The 20,143-nt window shown below is 69.2% G+C and carries 22 protein-coding genes and 1 pseudogene; 20 read left to right on the plus strand and 3 right to left on the minus strand.

Going from position 1 to position 20,143, the window contains the following annotated elements; translation table 11 throughout:
- Nucleotides 1-246 precede the first annotated feature (246 nt).
- From ACWFQ8_RS31175 to ACWFQ8_RS31205, 7 genes are all read left to right on the plus strand, one after another.
- Nucleotides 247-492: a hypothetical protein gene (locus tag ACWFQ8_RS31175; protein ID WP_453789645.1), complete on the plus strand. Its 246-nt coding sequence runs from the start codon at nt 247-249 to the stop codon at nt 490-492.
- Nucleotides 493-751: 259 nt separating this feature from the next.
- Nucleotides 752-1,702 (plus strand): hypothetical protein, encoded by a 951-nt coding sequence (locus ACWFQ8_RS31180; RefSeq protein ID WP_453789646.1) that lies wholly within the window; start codon nt 752-754, stop codon nt 1,700-1,702.
- Nucleotides 1,703-2,351: 649 nt separating this feature from the next.
- Nucleotides 2,352-4,553: a telomere-associated protein Tap gene (gene tap, locus ACWFQ8_RS31185; RefSeq protein WP_453789670.1), complete on the plus strand. Its 2,202-nt coding sequence runs from the start codon at nt 2,352-2,354 to the stop codon at nt 4,551-4,553.
- Between the two features lie 6 nt (nt 4,554-4,559).
- Nucleotides 4,560-5,114: a telomere-protecting terminal protein Tpg gene (tpg, locus tag ACWFQ8_RS31190; protein ID WP_453789647.1), complete on the plus strand. Its 555-nt coding sequence runs from the start codon at nt 4,560-4,562 to the stop codon at nt 5,112-5,114.
- Nucleotides 5,115-5,295: 181 nt separating this feature from the next.
- Entirely contained in the window at nt 5,296-6,042 is a 747-nt protein-coding gene (locus ACWFQ8_RS31195) for a DUF5131 family protein (protein WP_453789648.1), read from the plus strand.
- A gap of 90 nt (nt 6,043-6,132) precedes the next feature.
- Nucleotides 6,133-6,924, plus strand: coding sequence for a three-Cys-motif partner protein TcmP (gene tcmP, locus ACWFQ8_RS31200; RefSeq protein WP_453789649.1), 792 nt, complete (start codon nt 6,133-6,135; stop codon nt 6,922-6,924).
- 146 nt (nt 6,925-7,070) lie between these two features.
- A complete protein-coding gene (locus ACWFQ8_RS31205) occupies nt 7,071-7,343 on the plus strand; it encodes a hypothetical protein (RefSeq protein ID WP_453789650.1) in 273 nt (90 codons plus the stop codon).
- A gap of 15 nt (nt 7,344-7,358) precedes the next feature.
- Here the strand turns inward: ACWFQ8_RS31205 and ACWFQ8_RS31210 are convergent, their stop codons facing one another.
- Nucleotides 7,359-7,922, minus strand: coding sequence for a hypothetical protein (locus ACWFQ8_RS31210; RefSeq protein WP_453789651.1), 564 nt, complete (start codon nt 7,920-7,922; stop codon nt 7,359-7,361).
- A gap of 208 nt (nt 7,923-8,130) precedes the next feature.
- Between ACWFQ8_RS31210 and ACWFQ8_RS31215 the strand changes: the two genes are divergently transcribed.
- The 9 genes from ACWFQ8_RS31215 (at nt 8,131) to ACWFQ8_RS31255 (ending at nt 15,594) form a co-directional block, all read left to right on the plus strand.
- A complete protein-coding gene (locus ACWFQ8_RS31215) occupies nt 8,131-8,412 on the plus strand; it encodes a hypothetical protein (RefSeq protein WP_453789652.1) in 282 nt (93 codons plus the stop codon).
- 117 nt (nt 8,413-8,529) lie between these two features.
- Complete coding sequence (locus tag ACWFQ8_RS31220) at nt 8,530-9,111, plus strand: restriction endonuclease (RefSeq protein WP_453789671.1); 582 nt, start codon at nt 8,530-8,532, stop codon at nt 9,109-9,111.
- Nucleotides 9,112-9,239: 128 nt separating this feature from the next.
- Complete coding sequence (locus tag ACWFQ8_RS31225) at nt 9,240-9,515, plus strand: hypothetical protein (protein WP_453789653.1); 276 nt, start codon at nt 9,240-9,242, stop codon at nt 9,513-9,515.
- A gap of 59 nt (nt 9,516-9,574) precedes the next feature.
- Nucleotides 9,575-10,612, plus strand: coding sequence for a magnesium and cobalt transport protein CorA (locus tag ACWFQ8_RS31230; RefSeq protein ID WP_453789654.1), 1,038 nt, complete (start codon nt 9,575-9,577; stop codon nt 10,610-10,612).
- A 782-nt stretch (nt 10,613-11,394) separates the two neighbouring features.
- Nucleotides 11,395-12,618 (plus strand): PP2C family protein-serine/threonine phosphatase, encoded by a 1,224-nt coding sequence (locus ACWFQ8_RS31235; RefSeq protein WP_453789655.1) that lies wholly within the window; start codon nt 11,395-11,397, stop codon nt 12,616-12,618.
- Between the two features lie 421 nt (nt 12,619-13,039).
- A complete protein-coding gene (locus tag ACWFQ8_RS31240; RefSeq protein WP_453789656.1) occupies nt 13,040-13,459 on the plus strand; it encodes an ATP-binding protein in 420 nt (139 codons plus the stop codon).
- Between the two features lie 102 nt (nt 13,460-13,561).
- Complete coding sequence (locus ACWFQ8_RS31245; RefSeq protein ID WP_453789657.1) at nt 13,562-13,885, plus strand: STAS domain-containing protein; 324 nt, start codon at nt 13,562-13,564, stop codon at nt 13,883-13,885.
- Between the two features lie 925 nt (nt 13,886-14,810).
- A complete protein-coding gene (locus ACWFQ8_RS31250; RefSeq protein WP_453789658.1) occupies nt 14,811-15,149 on the plus strand; it encodes a helix-turn-helix domain-containing protein in 339 nt (112 codons plus the stop codon).
- Between the two features lie 241 nt (nt 15,150-15,390).
- Nucleotides 15,391-15,594 (plus strand): cold-shock protein, encoded by a 204-nt coding sequence (locus ACWFQ8_RS31255; RefSeq protein WP_031142743.1) that lies wholly within the window; start codon nt 15,391-15,393, stop codon nt 15,592-15,594.
- 340 nt (nt 15,595-15,934) lie between these two features.
- Here the strand turns inward: ACWFQ8_RS31255 and ACWFQ8_RS31260 are convergent, their stop codons facing one another.
- On the minus strand, nt 15,935-16,228 hold the full coding sequence (locus tag ACWFQ8_RS31260) for a hypothetical protein (protein ID WP_453789659.1): 294 nt from the start codon (nt 16,226-16,228) through the stop codon (nt 15,935-15,937).
- A gap of 68 nt (nt 16,229-16,296) precedes the next feature.
- On the opposite strand from ACWFQ8_RS31260, the gene ACWFQ8_RS31265 reads away from it, so the two are divergent.
- The gene (locus ACWFQ8_RS31265; protein ID WP_453789660.1) at nt 16,297-17,112 is read left to right on the plus strand and encodes a TIGR02391 family protein; all 816 of its coding nucleotides are present in this window, start codon (nt 16,297-16,299) and stop codon (nt 17,110-17,112) included.
- A 213-nt stretch (nt 17,113-17,325) separates the two neighbouring features.
- Here ACWFQ8_RS31265 and ACWFQ8_RS31270 read toward each other — a convergent pair whose 3' ends face one another.
- Complete coding sequence (locus ACWFQ8_RS31270; protein ID WP_453789661.1) at nt 17,326-17,739, minus strand: hypothetical protein; 414 nt, start codon at nt 17,737-17,739, stop codon at nt 17,326-17,328.
- Between the two features lie 263 nt (nt 17,740-18,002).
- Between ACWFQ8_RS31270 and ACWFQ8_RS31275 the strand changes: the two genes are divergently transcribed.
- The 3 genes and pseudogenes from ACWFQ8_RS31275 (at nt 18,003) to ACWFQ8_RS31285 (ending at nt 19,700) form a co-directional block, all read left to right on the plus strand.
- On the plus strand, nt 18,003-18,323 hold the full coding sequence (locus tag ACWFQ8_RS31275; RefSeq protein ID WP_453789672.1) for an STAS domain-containing protein: 321 nt from the start codon (nt 18,003-18,005) through the stop codon (nt 18,321-18,323).
- 213 nt (nt 18,324-18,536) lie between these two features.
- Nucleotides 18,537-18,964, plus strand: a pseudogene (locus tag ACWFQ8_RS31280) (DUF6328 family protein).
- A 532-nt stretch (nt 18,965-19,496) separates the two neighbouring features.
- Nucleotides 19,497-19,700, plus strand: a complete 204-nt coding sequence (locus tag ACWFQ8_RS31285; protein ID WP_383803288.1) for a cold-shock protein — start codon at nt 19,497-19,499, stop codon at nt 19,698-19,700.
- The last annotated feature ends 443 nt before the right edge of the window (nt 19,701-20,143 follow it).

Genomic DNA, 20,143 nt, shown 5'->3' on the forward strand with positions numbered 1-20,143 from the left:
GCGGACAACGCTTCCCACTCCAGATCCGACAGCTCATGACGACGCACCATGCAACACATGATCCCCCATCAGAACGCTTTGAAGACACTGCCTAGCTGCGCACCCTCAAACAGCACGTGCGGATGGACGTCCTCGAGCACTCCGACTGCCTGTGGGAGATCGTCTACGGCCCGTCGTAGACCCCGACCCGCCAAGCCGAAGCCCGCGAAGCCGGACCTGACCCGGGGCGGCCCGCACCCGTTCTCGATGCTGGGCTGGGACCAGCAGAGCATCTGGGGCTACGAGGAAGGACTGGGCCACCTGTACGCCCAGCTCTACGCGAACCAGGACGACCCCGACGCCGCACCCCGCATCTGGATCACCCCGCCGAGCTACCTCGTCCGCGACATCGACGAGCTCGCCGCGGCCATCGCCCAGGCCCTCACCCCGTACGTGCCGGTGCGGATGCCAGCCGAAGTCGTCAAGTCCTGGCTGACCACCCCGCGGCACTGAGCGGGCCCGAGGGATCGGCGGTGGTCACTTCCTTTTGAAGCGAATCAGCGGCGAGTACTCCACGGCGTCGGGATCGTGCCTCGGGTCGTAGACCGGCAGGGTAGATGTGCAGACCGCCAGCGCGGCCGGACATGGACGACCGCTCGGCCGCGTCACCCCGGCCCGTGTCCCGGGCGTGTCAGTGGCCTGCGGCATGATGCGGGAGGCGTGACGGCAAATCCGGCAGGGATTTCAGAGGCCGTCCCGAACGGGGGGCGTTGTGCACAAGCTGGTCTCAGATGGGGTAGGGGTCACGGAGGATCCGCAGCTGCACTACGAGAGGTGGCGGTGGGGCGGAAGACTGCCGAGTGAGTCGCTGCGCCGTGTCCGCGAGAGCAACGTCCTGGGGCTGCTCGACTTCGACAGTGACCTGGTCCACGACCTCGGCGCCGCGGATCCAGACGTCCAGCGGGCCGTGGCGGTGCTCGCCGCTCAGCGAGCCTGCGAGGTGGCGGGCCTGACTGATGTGCCGTGGGTCGCTGGGGCGCTCGCCGCGTTGACGCAGGGGCTTCCGCTACCGCCCCCTTTCGACGACGCGGCCCGGATGCGGGAGGCTCTGCGGTCCACCCCTCTCGAACCGGGCCCGGATGTTCTCGGAGCAGTACCGCCCCAGCGGGGGCGGTACTTTCCCCCGCCGCCGGCAGGGTTGATGTGGGTCAAGACCGCAGAAGCGAGCGACGGGGAGACGAGCTACGAGCTTGGCCGGCTACCGGGCAGCCAGGCACCGTGGGTGTCCACCGAGCTCGTGTTCCCTGCCAGCACACCGCAGGTCCGTGGGCCCATCTCACAGCCGCATTTCGCTCTCCCCGCCGTACTCGCTGCTGCCGAACCCGACCCGCTCAAAGCAGCTCTGGATGCGGTGTGGCATGCGCTGAACACGTACGGAGAGCACTACCCCGAGCTGTTGGATGAGATCCGGTCGATCTGGGGCGGGCGGATATCCGTACCGGATGCAAAGACGCGGCCTGCTGATCTGGGCCAACGAGTGCGGAGCGGACGAGGGAGCGTAGCGATGGTCAACTACCGGGTGAAGTGGGTACGCGCGAGCGACGGCAAGGCCATGGTGTCCGCAGTGAGCTACGACCTGCCCAGCGCCGAGCACCGCAGGACGGCGCTCGAAGCCGAAGGCGCGACCAGCGTCGAGATCATGAAAGTGAAGCGCGGCAAGTAGCCGGTTCCCGCTGTCCCGCACCCGTACCCAGGGCCCGTAGTGGGCCCCGGGTACGGCAGCCGGGCGCGGCCTTCAGGGAAACCCGGACCGGGCCCGGCCGGGGCGGGTCAGCTTTGCCCGCACGGCCCGGCCCCGCCCGCGCGGCACCTGGTCCTGGTCGTCTCCTTCGTAGATGGTCTGCGAGCGGTCCAGGGCGCCAGACTCAGCTGCATGCCGGCCTGCCACTCAGCGGCCGTCGCGGCGGGCCGATCCCGTATCGCTGGTGGAAGGCGCTGCGGGATGTTCGCGGTGTACGTCTCGACTTCGACATCCCCAATGCGCACCGGTGCCTCCTCGGGGCGGCCCGCTCGGCTGCGCTGGGACAGCCCGCCGCTCCTGCTTCAGGCTCTACCCACGTTCCGGCGTTACAGCGAACGACCCTGCGAACCCGCCCACGCGGGTCTCCACGCGGTCCCGGATCCGTCGTCGGCGCACGTGGATGTACGCCCGGCCGCAACGGTGCAACGCGAACATGCAACACGCACTGCAACAGACCACTGCAACACCCCTTCATTGCGCCCCTGACCTGGTAAAACTCTCGTTGCGCAGCCCTTCGGCCTTCGTGTTGCGGCACACCGCGAATGAGCGATCTACGCGCGATCCATGCGCGATTGAGGTAGCCCCGGATGACGAGCTGTTCAGCGCTGTCGACGCGCTCCTGGAGCAGGTCGCGCAGGACGAACTGCCGGCCCCCGCGGAGCGGCGGCGGCTGCGCGAGGCGGCAGGGCTGAGTCAGGATCAGATCGCCAAGGTGTTGCAGGCCCGCCGCGAGGCGGTGGGGAACTGGGAGACCGGCCGGACTGAGCCGCGGCCGCCGAAGCGCGCCGCGTACGCCCGGCTACTGGAGGGTCTCGCCGCGCGCTTCCCGTCCCCGGCCGCCGCCACGACGGCGCCTACGTCCTGGTACGGGCAGACGAGCACACCCGCTCTCGACATTCCGTCCCCGCCCGCCCCTTCCGCCGTGGACGCTCCGGTGCCGGAAGCGCCGGCGGCCGTGAAGACCCCGCCCCGCCCGGCGGCGGACACCAAGCCGCCTGCGTCGTCGCGGCGCCCGGTTGCGAAGAAGGCCGTCGCGAAGCCCGCGCCCGCGCGGGCCGCCGTCGATCCGCGGTTCGAGAACGGTCCGCTCGCCGTGGTCGACATCGACGGCGACCAGGTCGTGGCCTACTGCGTCGACGGCCTGGTCCTCGACGCCCCCGCCAAGTCCCTGCCGTCGCTGGTGGACTGGACCCTCACCCACGCCAAGCTCGGCGCGCCCCGGCTGCACCCGCTCGGCAAGGACTCCGATCCGCTGATCGTGCTGACCGCGGCGGCCGCCGTCCGGTACGGGCTGCCCGAGAAGCTGAACGACGAAGAGCGCCGGGCGGGCCGGCTGCCGGAAGGCCACAGGGTCCTCAAGCAGCTGGCGAAGGCGGAATGGCAGCTGACTCAGCGCGGCTTCGGCCCCTGGGCGCGGATCTACCGTCCCGCCGAGGGCGGACAGCGGCGCTGTGTCCAGCTCTGCATCGTCTCCTGGGACGCGCTCGACGTCCGGGACTGGGGCGACAAGGACAAGGGCCTGCTGCCCACCACCCTGCCTGCGGCGGAGCTCGCGCGGGTCCTCGGCACGTTTACGAGCCGGGTCCTGACCCCGCGCGGCACCACCGCGGTGACCGGCCTGGAGCTGATGACCGCGCTGCGGCCGCCGTCGCGGCGCGCGCGGGACGAGGAGAGCGGCGAGTGGCGCACCGACGCCGACGGCCAGTTCGTCCGTGAGCGGATCCCCGGCTCACTCCCAGAAGGCATCCTGGACGCGGTGCCGTGCGAGGTTCCCGACGGCCACCCCCTCCTCGCCGACCTGCCTCGTTTCTACCAGCGGGGCCCGGCCGAGATGCTGATGGAGGAGACCTACGACTGGGGCCGGCCTCTGACTGACGAGGAATGCCTCAAGAGCCACGTCGTCGGCATCGACGTGAACATGGCCTTCGCCGCCGCCTCCAACGGCACCGTCGTCGGCCTGGGCGCCCCCGTCCACGTGAAGAACCCGGTCTTCGACCCGAAGGTGCCTGGCTCGTGGCTCGTTGACCTCTCCCACGTCGAACTCGACCCCCGCCTGCCTTCGCCGTTCACCCGGACCGGTGAGTGGCCAGAGGGCCCGGCCTGGTACGCGACGCCGTCCGTCGCCTACGCCGTCAAGCTCGGTTACCCGGTCGCGCCGGTCGAGGCGTACCTGCGCCCGGACAGCGGCCGGTACCTGGATCCCTGGTACACGCGGCTGAAGGACGCCTACCTGGCCACGATGGCCGACCTCGGCGTCACCGCCGACCTGGAGGGCCAGGCGTTCCTCGACGCGATGGCCGCATCCAAGACTGCGGACCCGGAGCTGACGATGGTGCTCCGCGCGATCAAGGCCACCGCCAAGGGCGGCATCGGCAAGCTCCGCGAGCGCCCCCGCGCCACCCCGCCCGGCCAGCCGTGGCCTGCGCTGTCGCGGCCCACCTGGCGCCCCGACATCCGCGCCGCCGTCCTGTCCACGAGCCGGATCATCATGCACCGCAAGATCATGAAGATGGCCGCGCTCGGCCTATACCCGGTCGCCATCAACTCGGACTGCATCGTCTACCCCTCCGACGGCCCCAGCCCGCTGGACTTCCTGCCCGCCACGCCCGGGCCCGGGGAGTTCCGGCTCGGCGTCACCCCAGGGCTGGTCAAGCACGAGGGCAGCCAGACCACCCTGTGGGCCGAGGCCCAGTACGAGCAGGACGGCCCGCACACGAACATCGCCCGCATCATCAAGAGCGGCGGTCAGACCGCCGGCGACGACGGGGAGTAGAGCGCGATGGGCAAGCTCGGGGACAGCCTGGACCAGGCGGTGGCGAAGGCGTTCACACGCCCCGCCCCCAAGTCGGCTCAGGCGCAGATGAAGTACCTCGTCAAACAGCTCAAGTCCACCAAGGCCGCAGCCGAGGCCCTCGGCGTCTCCCAGCGCACCGTGGAGCGGTACGTCAGCGGCAAGCTCAAGCGGCCCCGCAAGGACCTCGCAACCCGTCTCGCGGGGGAGGTCCGCAAGCGCTGGCAGCCCCAGATCCGCGCCAAGGCCAAGAAGGCCGCCGCCACCAGCAGCGGACTCCTCATCGAAACCCGGGCCCGCTTCGGCTACACCGCCACCGCCGGCACCACCGACGACGGCCGCATGCGCCACCTCACCCAGGGCCTGCCCCCCGCCTACGCCGCCCGCCTCTTCGAAGCCCAGGAGCAGGGCGCCACCGAGCAGCAGCTCCTCGACATCGTGGCCGAGGGCTTCCAGGAGATCTACTTCAAGGACCGTGGTCGCCGCGCCAGCGGCCTCCTGGTCGAGTTCACGGACGTCGACCACATCGACGTCCAACTGTGAATCGGTTGGCCGATCAGACCTGAACCGCAGGTCGGGCGATTTCCCGTCTGCTGCCCTACTCCAGAAAGGAACTTTGGCCAAGAAGCAGGGGCATAAGGGTGGTTGGATGGCGGGTGCCACACTCCCGGCGACGCTTCGTTGACCTGCCGAAGCCGGGGTGCGGCCAGACAGGAGGCAACCGGTGAGTGACCGGAGTTCGATTGAGTGGACCGAGGCGACCTGGAACCCGACGACGGGCTGCGACCGCGTCTCGTCGGGCTGCGACAACTGCTACGCGCTGACCCTGGCGAAGCGGTTGAAGGCCATGGGAGCGGCCAAGTACCAGAACGACGGTGATCCGCGGACCTCAGGCCCCGGCTTCGACCTCACGGTTCATCCGGACGCTCTGGACGTTCCGTACGGGTGGAAGAGCCCGCGCACGGTGTTCGTGAACTCCATGTCGGACCTCTTCCACGCCCGGGTGCCGCTGGACTTCGTACGCCGTGTCTTCGAGGTCATGGCGGACACTCCCCAGCACACGTACCAGGTCCTCACCAAGCGGGCCCGCCGACTGCGGCAGGTCGCGGACCGCCTGGAGTGGCCGGCCAACGTGTGGATGGGCGTGTCGGTGGAGACCGCGAAGGAGCTTCCGAGAGTCGACGACCTGCGTCAGGTGCCTGCCGCGGTCCGGTTCCTCTCCTGCGAGCCTCTGCTGGGCCCGCTCGACGGCCTGCGGCTCGACGGCATCCACTGGGTGATCGCCGGCGGTGAGTCAGGCCCTCGCCACCGGCCGATGGACCCCGCCTGGGCCGCCCAGATCCGCGATCTGTGCATTGAGGAGCAGGTTGCGTTCTTCTTCAAGCAGTGGGGCGGCCACACACCCAAGGCCGGCGGACGATCCCTGGACGGACGGACCTGGGACCAGATGCCGATCCCCGCCACCGTCTGAGCCGTCCAATCCGGTTTCAGCAATACCGATACACACCGGGTTCACCCACCGCAAACTTGTCCCAGACATTCTGAGATGAGGGGCGGAATCTTGGAAGAACCCGATGACACGGTGCTCGACAGCGCCGTACTGGACCTGAGCGGTGAGACCGCCGGCGAACACGCCACCGACGTCGCCAGCCCCTTCTTCGTCAGCAAGAAGGCCGCGGCCGTCCTCAAGCACGCGATCCTCGACAAGTACGTGGTTCCCTTCGCCAGCAAGGTCGGCAAGTACGCCCCGGACGGCCGGGTCGTCTATCTGGACGGCTATGCCGGCCCCGGCCGGTACGACGACGGCACCCCCGGGTCACCAGCCCTCATCCTCGAGTCCGCCGCCGCCATCTCGGACTTCCGCAAGCTCGACTGCTATTTCATCGAGAAGAACCGCAAGAACTACCAGTCCCTGTCGTCGCTCGTCGCAGAAGCCCGCGAGCAAGGACTCGCAGCCCACGCTCTGCAGGGCCGCGCCGAAAGGCACCTGGACCACGTCCTGGAAGCAGCCCAAGGGTCACCGCTGTTCGCCTTCCTCGACCCCTTCGGACTCGGCATCACCTTCGAGGCCCTCACACAGCGGATCTTCGGGAGCCGCCGCGGGGGACAGCCCACCGAAGTCCTCCTGAACTTCAACGCCAACGCCGTACGCCGCATCGGTGGCCTGCTCACCAGCAAGAAGGACACCCCCGGGAAGCCAGCGACCCTCAAGGCACTGGACGATGCCTGCGGCGGAGACTGGTGGCAGCAGGAATTCCTTGACTCCGAAAGCAACCCTGAGGCCGTCGACCGCATCACCCGCGGCTTCGCCCGGCTGGTCGGCAGTCCGTCGGTGCAGGCGCTTACACCGTAGAGGTCCGCAACCGGGCGAACCTCCAGGTCGCCTACAACCTGGTCCTCTTCACCCGTCACAGGGACGGCCTCTGGCTCTTCGGGGAAGCAGCCAGCCGCGCCCAGGTGGAATGGCGCCGCGCCTGCCTCCCACCGGACACCCCCGACATGCTCTTCAGCCCGGCTGACACCTTCGACGAGGAGGAAGAGGCCCGCCGCCTCGGATGGATCAAGACGATCCGCGCGAACCTAGAGGACCTCCTCCACAAGCGCGGCAGTTTCGTCGTGGGTGACTACCAGGGCGAGGTCCTGGCCGGGGTAATCGGCGAAGCCCGGGAGATGCACGTCCGTGCAGCCATCAAGGAGCTCTACAAGGAGGGCAAGACCAGCTGTAACGGAGTCGGCGACGTGCGGAAGCTACGCGTGAGTGGAGCACGCTGAGCTGCGGGCACCCTCTTACCCGCCATGAGCCAGGGCCCCAAACCGCCTTCTGCGGTCCGGGGCCCTGGCATGTGCCGCGCCCCGATCAGCCGGCGGCGGCCTGTTCGCCGGCCAGCGCCTTGCGGGCCTGCTGCCACCTTCGTACGTGGCGGTGTGCAGCGTCTCCATCCGGGCGAGCGTCTTCGCGACGTCGTCCTGCTTCATCGCGCTGCCCGCGAACTCCAGCAGCACCTCCACCATCGCGTGGTTCTTCCAGAGCCGCAGTTCCGCCTCGCTCACGAGCTCCGGGGTGCCGGCCATCATCAGGTCGACCAGGCGCTCACGGGCCCGCCACTCCCGCTTCCGGTGCCACCAGCCCGCGTCCGGCCGGTTCAGCTTCCGCACCCTGCGGATCTGCTCCACCAACGCCCGGATCTGATCCTCCTGCTCCGGCGTCCACTCCTGCCCAGCGCCGCCGGATAGCGTCCGGACCGCCTCCTGGGCGGCTTTGCCGTCTGCGCCCGCGCCATCGCCGCCCAGCTCCTCCACGGCCTTCCTAAGCGCCGCTTCCGCCGCCTGTGCGTCGTCGTGTTCAGACACGCTTGTCCCCTCTCCTCCGGACGCGCAGCCTGCCCGGTACCCCGCGCTCAGAGCAATCCGGCGTTCATCTCCACAGCCGAACCCGTGCAGAGAACCCGGGATGATCTGATGATCACTAATAGTTGATGAACGGTGACGAAGTGTCAGTGGTGGGTGCTTTCATTGGTCAGTTGTGCAGGGAGGCACAACCCGACTGATGGGGGGCCGCATGCCGGTCGTCAGGGAGTACGTACGCAACGGATTCAAGGTCCGCGAGCACTGGCGCAACCCAGCGGGGTCAAGCAAGCAGGTGATGCTCCTCGGGGTATTCGTGTTCGCCGCGTTCGTGTTAGGCAGCAAGCCGATGGGTGGAGCTCCCGGGGAGCAGCAGCCTGTGCCGGAGTCGACGGTGTATCCGATCAAGTGGCCCGGCTGGGATCAGCCGGTGGTGCGGCCTCAGCCGACCGTCTCCTACCCGATCGTCTTCCCCAGCGCCGGGGCTGGCCGGTGAGCCGGCGCCGCCCCGCCCGGCGGACCAGCCGGAGCCGGCGCCCCCGGCGACGCAAGGACTCGGGCCTGGAGCAGCTGGCGTTCCGGTCTGCTCGCCGTAGTCGCCCTGAGCCTGGTGATGGGGGTCCTGCGCTGGCTGGCCGCGCATCCCTGGATTGTGGTCCTCACGCTGCTGGCAGCGGCCGCCGCGGCGGCGACCTGGTGGTGGCGCCGCAGTGAGGCGGCACGGTGGGAGCAGATCAAGGCGCAGGGTCTGCGGTACGCGGTCGACCAGCTGGACCGTCTGCACCACCGGCAGTTCGAGTTCGCGGTGCGCGACCTCATGCACCGTGACGGCTGCAAGGACGCGCAGCAGGTCGGCGGCCGCGGCGACAACGGAGCCGACGTGAAAGCGACCGACCCCTACGGGCGCCGGTGGGTGATCCAGTGCAAGCACAAGAGGGACGGCTGGGCCGGGAAACCGGTCGGCACGCCCGACCTGCACGTCCTCAACGGGACCGGCCGCCAGGTCCACGGAGGGGATGTGCTGGTCATGCTGACCAACGGCCGGATCACCAGCAACGCGGTGGACTTCGCGAAAGACCAGCGCCTGCACCTGGTGGACCGCAAGCTCCTCGCCGAGTGGGCCGCCGGCTCCCGCCCCCTGTGGGAACTGCTGCGCCAGATCCCCCCGCCCCGAAGGCCGTCCTCACTGTCCTGATCTCGGACATTCGGCGAGGTATCCCGGCGGCCGCCGCGCCACCCGGGGGCGTCCGGGACAACCGACCGAGGCTGGACCGGCGCCGCGTGACCTCGTTCCTCCCTCCGGTCGCCGTCGTTGAGCACGCCATGGAAGGTCAGCAGCTGCCCTACGGCATGAGGCCCGCCGTCGCGGTCACGTACGTCCAGTGCGCGGCGTGTGGGGTGATGGGCGGGCTGGTTCCGGACGGGCAGCCGCTCCTGCCCGTAACCGACCAGATGGGCGCGCACATCCGCGAGCACCATCCCGAGGAGGACGTCCTGGACGTGCTCCAGCTCGTCCCCGATCTTGCGCACCTTTCGGCGGGCCGCGACGTCGCCCAGTGGGTGGCCGGGTACAACGCGAGGGCCGGGCGCAGCATGTAGCCGCTGGTCGTCGCGGGTAAATTGCATCCCTACGTCGGATCAGGGACAAGAGGCAGCACATGGTGGCGCAGCGGATCGGCAAGGACGGTAAGGGTCTGCCGTCGGCGGTGGTGGACTGCGCCCTGTACGAGGACGGCCACCGCATCCCCGGCCAGGTGAATCTGGCCACGGTCATGAAGCGGATAGACCCGCAGGAGGGCCGCTTCGCGTGGATCGGCCTGTACGAGCCCACCGAGGAGCAGCTCCAAGAGGTCGCCGAATCCTTTGACCTGCACCCCCTCGCGGTCGAGGACGCCGTCCACGCGCATCAGCGGCCCAAGCTGGAACGCTACGGCGACATGCTGTTCCTCGTGCTGAAGACGATCGTCTACGTCGACCACGAGAAGGTCACCGCGACCAGCGAGATCGTCGACACGGGCGAGATCATGGTCTTCGCGGGCCCCGGCTTCGCGATCACCGTGCGCCACGGCAGTGCGCCGCCCCTGGGGGACGTGCGCCGACAGCTCCAGGACGATCCGCGGCAGCTGGGATGCGGACCGGCCGCCGTCCTGCACGCGGTCGCCGACATGGTCGTCGACCGCTACATGAACGTCGCGGACGCCTTCGCCGGCGACGTCGACACTTTGGAGGCCGAGGTCTTCTCCCCGGACCGCCCGGTCGACGCCGCACGCATCTACCAGCTCAAGCGCGAACTCCTCGAGTTCAAGCGCGCCGTCATGCCGCTCGCCAGCGCCCTGCACCGCCTCAGCGAAGGAACCGTCCCCGGCATCCCGCCGAAGGTCGCCACCTACTTCCGGGACGTAGCCGACCACCACCAGCGGGTCAGCGAACAGATCCTGTCCTTCGACGAGCTCATCACCGGCATGCTCAGCGCCAGCATCGCCCAGCTCGGCGTCCAGCAGAACGCCGACATGCGCCGCATCAGCGCCTGGGCCGCATTGATCGCCGTCCCCACCATGATCGTCGGCGTCTACGGCATGAACTTCGAGCACATGCCCGAACTCGGATCCCCCTACGGCTACCCCGCCGTCTGGGCCCTCATGGCGACCGTGTGCACCGTCATCTACCGCGCGCTGCGCCGCAACAAGTGGCTGTAGCGGCAGGCCACTGACCTTCCGGTTTGTTCCCTGCGGGGCGCGGGCTATCGAACGCTCGCTCGGCACCGCGGGGACGCCCTCGTGGAGCCTCACTCCTGTCTCCCGCTGCGGGTCTGCCGGGTACCTGGTGTGAAAACCGGATCGGTCTTCCTGCCGTTCGGCGTCGGTGAGCTGTCGGCGGATCAAGGCCCCTCGTACGTCGCGAACCGGCTGGGCGCGCGCCGGCAGGTACGGGCGGGCTGGTATTTGTGCTGGTCGTCATGCCGGTACAAAGCCGGTGGAGGGGGCGGGGCGCTTCCCGATGTCGACGAGCGCGGCCGGGCGAACAGCCCGGCCGGCCCGGAGCGGCCGCGGGTGACTGCCGGTCCGTGTCCGCGTCTGCTGGCTGTTCTGCGTCGTGCCGTGAGGGTGTCAGCAGCGGTGTCCGCCGTGGTGCTGGGGTTCGGCGACGGCCAGAAATACGAGCGCCGGCCCGAGGGGCAGGAGGAACAGGAGGAGATGCATGCGGCTCTCGTGCCCCCATCGGGGCACCGGACGCCGATGACCATGCTCTCTTTCGGAGGCGTCTCGCTTTACCAGGGCCTTGGACGGGGAAGGAGAGCGCCCTGCAACGCTTGCCGGATTGGTGGCAGGCAGGCCTTACCCAGAGTGCCGGTGCCGGGCGTTGCCGGATGCTGGGTGTGTGAGTGCATCCAGTTGGTCGTCTTTGTCCGAAGGGTAATGGGGGCCACGTGCGGCTGTGATTCGCTGCCTCACGGAGTACGGACCTTGTGGAGGCTGATGTGGCACGTGATCGGATCGGACTGGCGGAGGTGCTGGCCGCGGCGGAGACTGCCGCGCCGGTGGACTCCCTCGACGTCGTCGCACGTAATCTGCGGGACCGGTTCAGTGCCCGGTATGTGTCGTTCCTGTTCATCGACATCGTGGGCCGGCGGATGCTGCGCGTCCACGACACCGAGGGCGCGTATGCGGAAGACCGCGCGGAGCGGATCCCCCTCGTCGACAGCAGCATCTACGGTGAGGTGCTGCGCACGCAGCGACTGGTGCGGGCGCCGGCCGGCGATGACGGGCAGCGGGTCCTGGCCCCGGTGACGAACCGCGGCGACACCATCGGCGTCCTGGAGCTGTTCCTCACCGATGTCACCGACGACGTTCTGGCGCAGGTGGAGGAGGCGGCGCACGCGCTGGCGTACATCATCGTCACGGACCGCCGCTTCACCGACCTCTACCACTGGGGCAACCGCACCACCACCGTGAGCGTCGCCGCCGAGATCCAGCGCCAGCTCCTGCCCTCCGCCGCCGCCTGCGAAGCCCCCCAGTTCACCCTGGCAGGCGCCTTGGTCCCGGCCGCCACCATCGCCGGCGACACCTACGACTACAGCCTCGATGCCGACACCCTGCATCTGTCGATCACCGACGCCATGGGCCACGACGTCCACGCCTCCCTGATGGCCACCCTCCTGGTCAACGCCTCCCGCGGCGCCCGCCGCGCCGGAGAGGACCTCGCCGAGCAGGCCCGCCAGACTCACCAGGTCCTCCTCGACCACGGCCACCGCACGTTCGCCACCGGCCAGCTCCTGCGCATCGCCCTCGACGGGTCCGGCGCCCAGCTCGTCAACGCCGGCCACCCCGTACCTCTTCTCCTGCGCGACGGCACGGTCACCAAACTCGACCTGGCTGTGAACATGCCCTTCGGCTTCGGCCCTCACCCGGGCATCTACCAGGTCCAGGACCTCGACCTGCGACCCGGTGACCGTCTTCTGCTCCACACCGACGGCATGCAGGAACGCGAAGCCGAAGCCGTCGACCTGACCGGCCTGCTGCGCAAGACCGCGGACGAGCATCCCCGTGAGGTCGTGCGCGCTCTGGTCGGTGCGGTCAGCGACGTGTATGACGGCCGGCCGCCGAGAGACGACGCGACCGTACTGTGCCTGGACTGGCACGGGCCCCGTCCATCGGGGGCGGTCCTCAAGGGAGCCGCCGGGCGGTCGGAAGACCACGGTTAACCCCGAGACGTGAGGGCAGGTGCGGGTGGACGAAGACTTCCCCGAAGGGCCGTGGATGGCACACCTCTTCCCAGGCAGCCGACGGCCGGGTGGACCTGTTCTTCAGGTGGACAGGCCTGCCCCGTCCGAGGCGCCGTTCGGCTTCCTCCCTCCCCGACCGGCGCCTTGGCGCGACCGGGAACTCGCAGGAGTGGGGAGTGACAGCACCGTCGATGAACGCACCCACCGTGGACGTGGCTTTCGGCGTCGACCGTCACCAAAGCCTCGTCAGGAACTCGATTTTCGGCCCAGCGGCCGCTGTTACTCCAAACCGACGGGCTTCTGCAACGACCCGGCCCCTGCGATGGCATCCTGATCATCACACCGCGGCCCGCATGGGCTGGGACGACTGACTCCCGCGGTGGAGGGGAGGTGATCACGGATGGACACGCCCACATCGGCTGACGGCACCCCCGGGGGGTCGCACCGTCGCGAGGACGGCGGCCCAACGGGCGTCACCACGGCGGCCGCTGCCCGCCACCACGTCAGCGAGTCTCTGCAGCGGATCGGCGTCAGCCCCGACAGTGTGATCGCCGCGGACGCCCTCGTGGTCACCACCGAGCTCGTCACCAACGCGGCCCGCCACGGCGGCGGCCTCACCCTCTTCCGCACCGACATCACCGGTGACGCCCTGCACGTGTCGGTCGGTGACGCGGCTACCCGCACCCCGACCTCCCGCCGAAGCGATCCCGGCCAGCCCGGCGGATACGGATGGCCGCTCATCCAGCGCCTGGCCGAACACATCGACATCACCCTCCATCCCGGGGGGAAGACCATCAGAGCCGTACTGCGCCTGAGCTGATCCCGCTTTCCCCCGTGCCCGGAAGGCTGCCGGTGGAAGGCCATGGGCTGGGCAGGCTGCGGGCATGATCCCTACGTGTGCCAAGGAGACGTTGTGGAGCCGATGACGGTGACCGTTCTGCCCGACCGTGACGGGCAGCGGGTGGTGCGGTGCGCGGGGGAGTTCGAGTTCAGCACCCTCGCCCCACTCCAAGCCGTATGTGACACAGCCCTCGCGGAAGCCGGCGGCGAGCGGCTGGTCTTGGACGTCCGCGGCGTCACCTTCGGCGACTCCACCTTCCTGAACCTGCTCCTCACCCTCTCCGGCGCATCCGATCTGCGCCTGTGGGGACCCCTGCCGCCCCAGCTCGCCCGCCTCTTCGCCGTGACCGGCACGGACCAGGTGCTCACCATCGAGGACGCGACCTCCGACAAGACCGCCGAGTAGCAGGCGCGTGCCCCGGGAGCCTCTCCACGCGGTTCACAGCGGAGCCTCCACCATCAGCCCCGTCGCACGCATCCCGGGCGCAGAAGCTCCGTGGATCAGCGCAAGCAGGCGTATGCGGGCACCGGCGGGGTGGCGCGTCAGCGGGTCACAGGCTGCGGCCGACTCGCGTTGATACCTCGCCGTCCAACGCACGAAAATCTATGTCGGCCGGATTAGACATTGAGTGGTGGTGTGGTTATGGTTTCTCTCGTAACGCAGAGAGACCGTAGGGCCTGGTAGGGACGAACTGCCGGGCATGCAGTACCCGCAGTCGCAGTACCCGTATGACGGTGCGGTGGTGGAGTTCCGAAGCCAGGTTGTTGCGTGGCGGCGACGGTGCTGACGACCGGACCGGGTGGCCTGCAGTGATCAGGGGCCGCCGCAAGCAGTTATCGCAGTGGCAGTACCGCAGTAAGTGCAGTTCGCAGTACCAGCAGTGCAGAGCAGTACCTCGGTAAAGGCGTCGATGGTGGGCGTCCGCATTGGGAGGTTCGGCAGTGGGGTTCTAAGCCAGAGCAGTTGCAGGATGGGCGACGGGGCTGGCTGCCGGAGCGTGGCGCTCGGTCAGGTCACGCGTAGTACAAGCAGTTCGCAGTACCAGTAGTTCGCAGTGGTAGGTAGTTGATCATCCGAGGGATGAACGGAGGGATTGGGCGCCATCAGGATCGCCCGGACGGAGTGTTGAGTCCGGGTACCGCAGGACATCGTTTGTGAGGTGGTCTGCGGTCGAGCAACCGCGATCCCCGCAACCCCGACAGCATTCCGGTCGGGCAGGCGGATAAGTAGGTCGGCGCAGTATCAGGGCCGGCAGATGGTGTAGCAGTTCCTTCGGGGCCCTGGTGCCATAGGCACCAGGGCCCCTCCGCGTGGTTCACAGAGAGGTGAAATGACCGCAGACGACATGCTTGGGCGTCTCGATGACGATGACTTCCCCGCCTACACGATGGGCCGGGCCGCCGACATGCTCGGCACCACCCAGCACTTCCTGCGCGCGATCGGCGAAGCCCGCCTCATTACCCCGCTCCGCTCGACGGGCGGCCACCGCCGCTACTCCCGCTACCAGCTGCGCATCGCCGCCCGTGCCCGCGAACTCGTGGATCAGGGAACCCCGATCGATGCAGCCTGCCGGATCGTCATCCTCGAAGACCAGCTCGAGGAAGCCCGGCGCATCAACACCGAACACCGCCGAGCAGCTGGCTCGGCGAATCCGCCTGCTGCGGCCTAAGACCGTTCCCACGCCCTCCGGATACCGGCAGCCCCGCGCCGGGTGCGGTGGCGGGTTGTTCCCTCTGGTTTCAGGTTGTGCGGGCGTGTAGCGTCTGCGTCAGCTGTCGTGGTTCGGAAGTACCCCTTTGCCCACGCCTTCGGCGTGGGCGTTTTGCTGTGCTGTGCCGCAGGAACCAGGACGATCACCTCCGCCTTCCGCATCGTGTGGGGAAGGCGTTCATCGACTGGAGGGCATGGATATGGCTACGGGAACTGTGAAGTGGTTCAACGCGGAGAAGGGCTTCGGCTTCATCGCCCAGGACGGCGGCGGCCCGGACGTCTTCGCCCACTACTCCGCGATCAATGCCTCGGGCTTCCGCGAGCTCCAGGAGGGCCAGGTCGTCACGTTCGACGTCACCCAGGGCCAGAAGGGCCCCCAGGCCGAGAACATCACTCCGGCCTAACCCTCCCCGACGGCGTGCAGGCACCGCGATCGGCCCGTGTTGCCGGTCGGCCGTAGCGGGCGACCAACGAAACCGGGACCGGTTCCCGGCGGGAGTGGGCACGCACTTGATGAGGGCCGTGCTCCTGCGCGGCCCTCATCCGTTGGACCTGCCCGCGGCCGATGGCACTCCCGGCTCCGGCCGCCCTGAGGCGCCACCAGACGATCGCTGTCACGCCGGCCGCGGCCCGTCGCAGTGTCAGCCGGCCGCTCGCTGACCCGGCCAAGGAAACCGGGGCGTTGACGGACGGAGCGCGGCCCCCGTCGCGGCCTCTGCCGGCCCAGGCCGGGCTTCGGGTCGCTCACGAGGACCGTATCCCAGGGTCGGCGTCGACGAACTCCTTGCCGCTCCAGCGCACGGTCAGCTCACGCGTTCCGTCCGGCCCGCTCTCGGCCGCGCGGAGCAGCTCGACCCGGCCAGCCGTGCTCCAGCCGCGCTCCGCCCAGTACGGGTGGGAGCTGATGAGGCACGACAACCGGATCAACTCCCGTCGCAGCTCGGCCGCCCCCACGGCGGGGCGAAGGGCCAGCTGGTTGTAGGCGCGGATCTGCTGGCGCTTGAGACTGATCAGGTCGTCGGGGAAGCGGAAAGGCATCACCCATTTATTCAATCAGGTGTTCGAATTGCGATGCCAGTCCGTACGCCGCCATGTGAGGATGCGCCATGGATGCTGCCCGCGACCCCGAGTACCTGCAGGCAACCGCCCAGGCGGTCGCCGACTTCAAAGACGCGCTGGAGGAGTTCCTCTCCCTCCACGAGACCAACCACCACTTCGCCCGCGGCCTGGCGCCGGCGGAACTCCCGCGCAACGACGCGGACCCCATCGAGATCAAGGAACTCCGGTCCAAGGTGGCCCGGGCGGCGGGCCGCGCCAGTTACGCCCCCGGCCTCACGAACGCCTACATCCACGTTGAGGGACACGGGCCGATAGACCCGATGGCCGCCTGGTCGTCCATGACCTCCCCCAAGCCGCTGCTGGAGGCGGACAACGTCCTGGAGATGTGCGATCAGATCCTGGGCCGCCTTGAGGCCATGGCCCGCAAGGCAGAAGCAGAGGCGCCCTCCGTCTCCGGAGTGGAGCACTTCCACCCCCTGGTGTGGGGCGCGGCCTCCCGGCTCTGGAGGAACGAGCACTACCGCGAGGCTGTCGCCTCGGCGGCAGAGGCACTCGTCGCGCACGTCCAGTCCCGCACCGGCCGCCACGACGTCGCCGCCACCAGCCTCTGGCAGCAGGTCTTCTCCTCAGCACCGCCGAAGCCCGGCGATCCGAAACTGCGGTGGCCCGGCGAGCCGACGAGCCAGACGGTCAAGACGATGAACGAGGGACTGCGGTCCTTCGCCCCCGGTGTGCAGATGACCATCCGCAACACATCCGCCCACGGCACCGACACCATGAACGCCCAGGACGCCCTGGAGCGCCTGGCCGCCCTCAGCCTCCTGGCCCGCTGGATCGACGACTGCGACGACGTCACCGTGTAGCTCGCCTGCCTCGCTCTGACCACGCTGCGACTGTCGAGGTCACAGCCTCCGCGCTCGGACCCGACGGCCGCGGCACGGGATCGGCCATGTCTCCCGCCAGGAGACGGAGCTGTTCGCCGAGCTCCAGCATGGTTGGCTACTCGCTTGACGCCTAGTTGGGGTATGGCGCAGTCGCTTCGTCGGCGGTCAGGCACCACCGTGGTGGTCCTGAGATCACCCGTCTGCGCCCTGCACGGCGAGCAGCAGGGTACGCAGCCGGGTGAACGCCAGGATCGCGTCGCTGACCTGATGCGGATCGGGAACGATATCGAAGGAGGTGCGGGGCTGCGGTGGGTGCCACCGCACGAGCGGGGCGAGGACAGTGACGCTCTCGGCGAGGAAGCGCCCCAGGGCACTGGACGGATTCGCGGCTACCGCGGCCAGAGCACCCAGAGCCTCCCGCAGCTTGGCCAGCCGCTGCTCGAGGGACAGCGGCTCCAGAGCCTGGGGAGCTGCGGCAAGCCACTCCAGCGTCACCAGCACTTCCGACGCCAAATACCGGTCCGCCGCGGTCACCTGCCAGTCCCCCGACGCCAGCAGGCTCTGTGCACGGCGAACAGCCTCATCGAAATCCGCGGCCATCGTCATGCGAGTCACGCTATCGAACGCTCGCCCGACACCGCGGGGCCGCGTCGACCCCCACTCGCGTCCTGCGCCGCGGGTTCGCCGGGTACCCGGTCGGCACACCGGATCGATCTTCTCCGTTCGCCCTGAACCGGCTGCCCAGCGCCCGTACGCTGGCGGGCCATGACCCGGCGGTGTTTCGCCTCCCCGCTGGACGTCAGCCCGCCCCGGGGCGTTCCCTGGACACAGGCGCACCAGCAATCGCGAGGGGGCGCCCGTTGCCTGACATGTTCCGCGTCGAGGTCCACCGCTGCGGACCCGACGTCTGCGAGGTCACCGTGGCCGGGGAAGTGGATGTCGCCACCGCCCCGGACCTGCGTAATGCCCTGGCCCAGGCCATCACCACCTCCAGGCACGTCACCGTGGACCTGTCCCGCATGGACTTCTGCGACTGCACCGGCCTCGGCGTACTCCTGGCCGCTGCCCGCCTCGCCCGCACCCACGGCACGGACCTGCAAATACGCTCCGTCCCCCACACCCTCGCCCGGCTCCTGCGGCTCTTCCACATCAGCAACGCCTTCACCATGGAGCCGTCCGACGTACGGTGACCGCCCCGGACACCGAGGAGCCCGACGTCGCACGCGGAGGACAGCGGGCGAGAACCTCTAATGCCCGCAATCGTGGGAAAATGCCTCTACGGGGGAATCCCGACGAGGAAGTGATCCACGGTGAGGAAACCCGAAAGCCGCTGGGACACCGTCTCTGCTCTTCCCGCCCAGCGGCGGGGACGCGACGAGAGTCCCGAAGAGCGTGCGGACCGGATGTGGTCCGACCTCCTGCAAGAGCTGCGTGTGGCTCAGACCGGCGTGCAGATCCTCTTCGGTGTCCTGCTCATCGCCGTGTTCCAGCCCGCCTTCACCGACCTCGGCGACACCGACCGCGCCCTCTACGTCACCGCGGTCACCCTGGGAGCGGCCAGCGCCGGCGCCCTCACGGCCCGGTATCCCTCCACCGGATCGTCGCCGGCCGCCGCATTAAACCCCAGGCCGTGACACTCGCCTCCCGGATGGCCACGACCGGCCTGGTGCTGCTCGCGGCGACCACCGTTTTGACTCTGCTCCTGCTGCTGCGTGTGGCCTTCGACGACACGCTCGCCGCCTGGCTGACCACCGCCATCAGCGTCTGGCTGGTCACCATCTGGCTCGTCCTTCCCGCCTGGGCCGGACATCACTACACCAGCCGCACGTAGTCCTGGCGCCCGCGACGTACCGACTGTCGTTGCCAGGCGGGCCGGCAACGGCCCCGGCGGCACCCACTGACAAAACCCTGCGCCCGTGAAAGACGCTCTCCCCGCCCCGGGGGCCGGCGACGTGACGGCAAGCCCCGGGGGCGGGGGGCGGTGAGCCGCAGCCGCCCTTCCCGGGGCGACCAGGCCTGACCAGAACACACCCGCTGTCCTTCGTTCGGGTACCCGCCACACCGGCGGAGCGGCGCCCGCCACTCGTATGCCAGTGGACTGGCTTTGTAGGCGCGAGTCGGTTTTGGTGTACCGAGTGGGCAACGCGGATGCCCGCGGTGACTTGCGGGCCCGTGTCCTTTGCGGGGCGGGATCTCGGGGCGATAGCGTGGTCGCCAGGAGCAGTCGTGGTTCCGAGCCGTTGCCGGCCCGGGCTCGCGGTCACGGGCGTCTCACTGTCCGGGACTGCAATCGGGCGAGGCTTGTCGGGCACGGCGGTCGCGCAGTGCGGGCGCCAGCGGCTGCGCACGTCGAGGAGAACAGCATGGCTACGGGCATCGTGAAGTGGTTCAACGCCGAGAAGGGCTTCGGTTTCATCGAGCAGGACGGTGGCGGCGCTGACGTCTTCGCCCACTACTCCAATATCGCCGCCCAGGGCTTCCGGGAGCTCCAGGAGGGCCAGAAGGTCGAGTTCGATGTCACCCAGGGCCAGAAGGGCCCGCAGGCGGAGAACATCCGCCCGGTCTGAGCCGCCCGCATCATTCGCCGACGGTGTGTTGCTGGCCATAGGTGTAGCAGCCGCGGCAGAACCGGCCGGGTGCTGTCCCCAGGCGAAACAGCCCGCGCAGGGGGCCGCCGGCTTGCTGTCGCTGATCTTCCCCATGATGGTGACCAGGTCACGTCGGCGGCAGCGAACGGCCGTCGCGACGCTTGGGCACGACGGCCGTGACCACTCGACCTGGACCTGTCCATCCGGGCGACGGTGCCCGGCCCGCGCACTCCGCAGGGTCAGGCAGCCGCAGCCCCGGCGTGACACCGGGCCTACGGGGCCCTGGCCGGAGCCGTGGTGAAGACGACGTTGCCCGGGACGCCTCAGCGTCCCGGGCAACATCCTGAGCGGCAGGGCTATCGCGGGAGCCGCAGTCCCAGCCGTCGCCGGTGGCGGCTGCGGGCGCCCGGCCTCTTCCCACT

Source organism: Streptomyces sp. NPDC055254, from assembly GCF_053606025.1.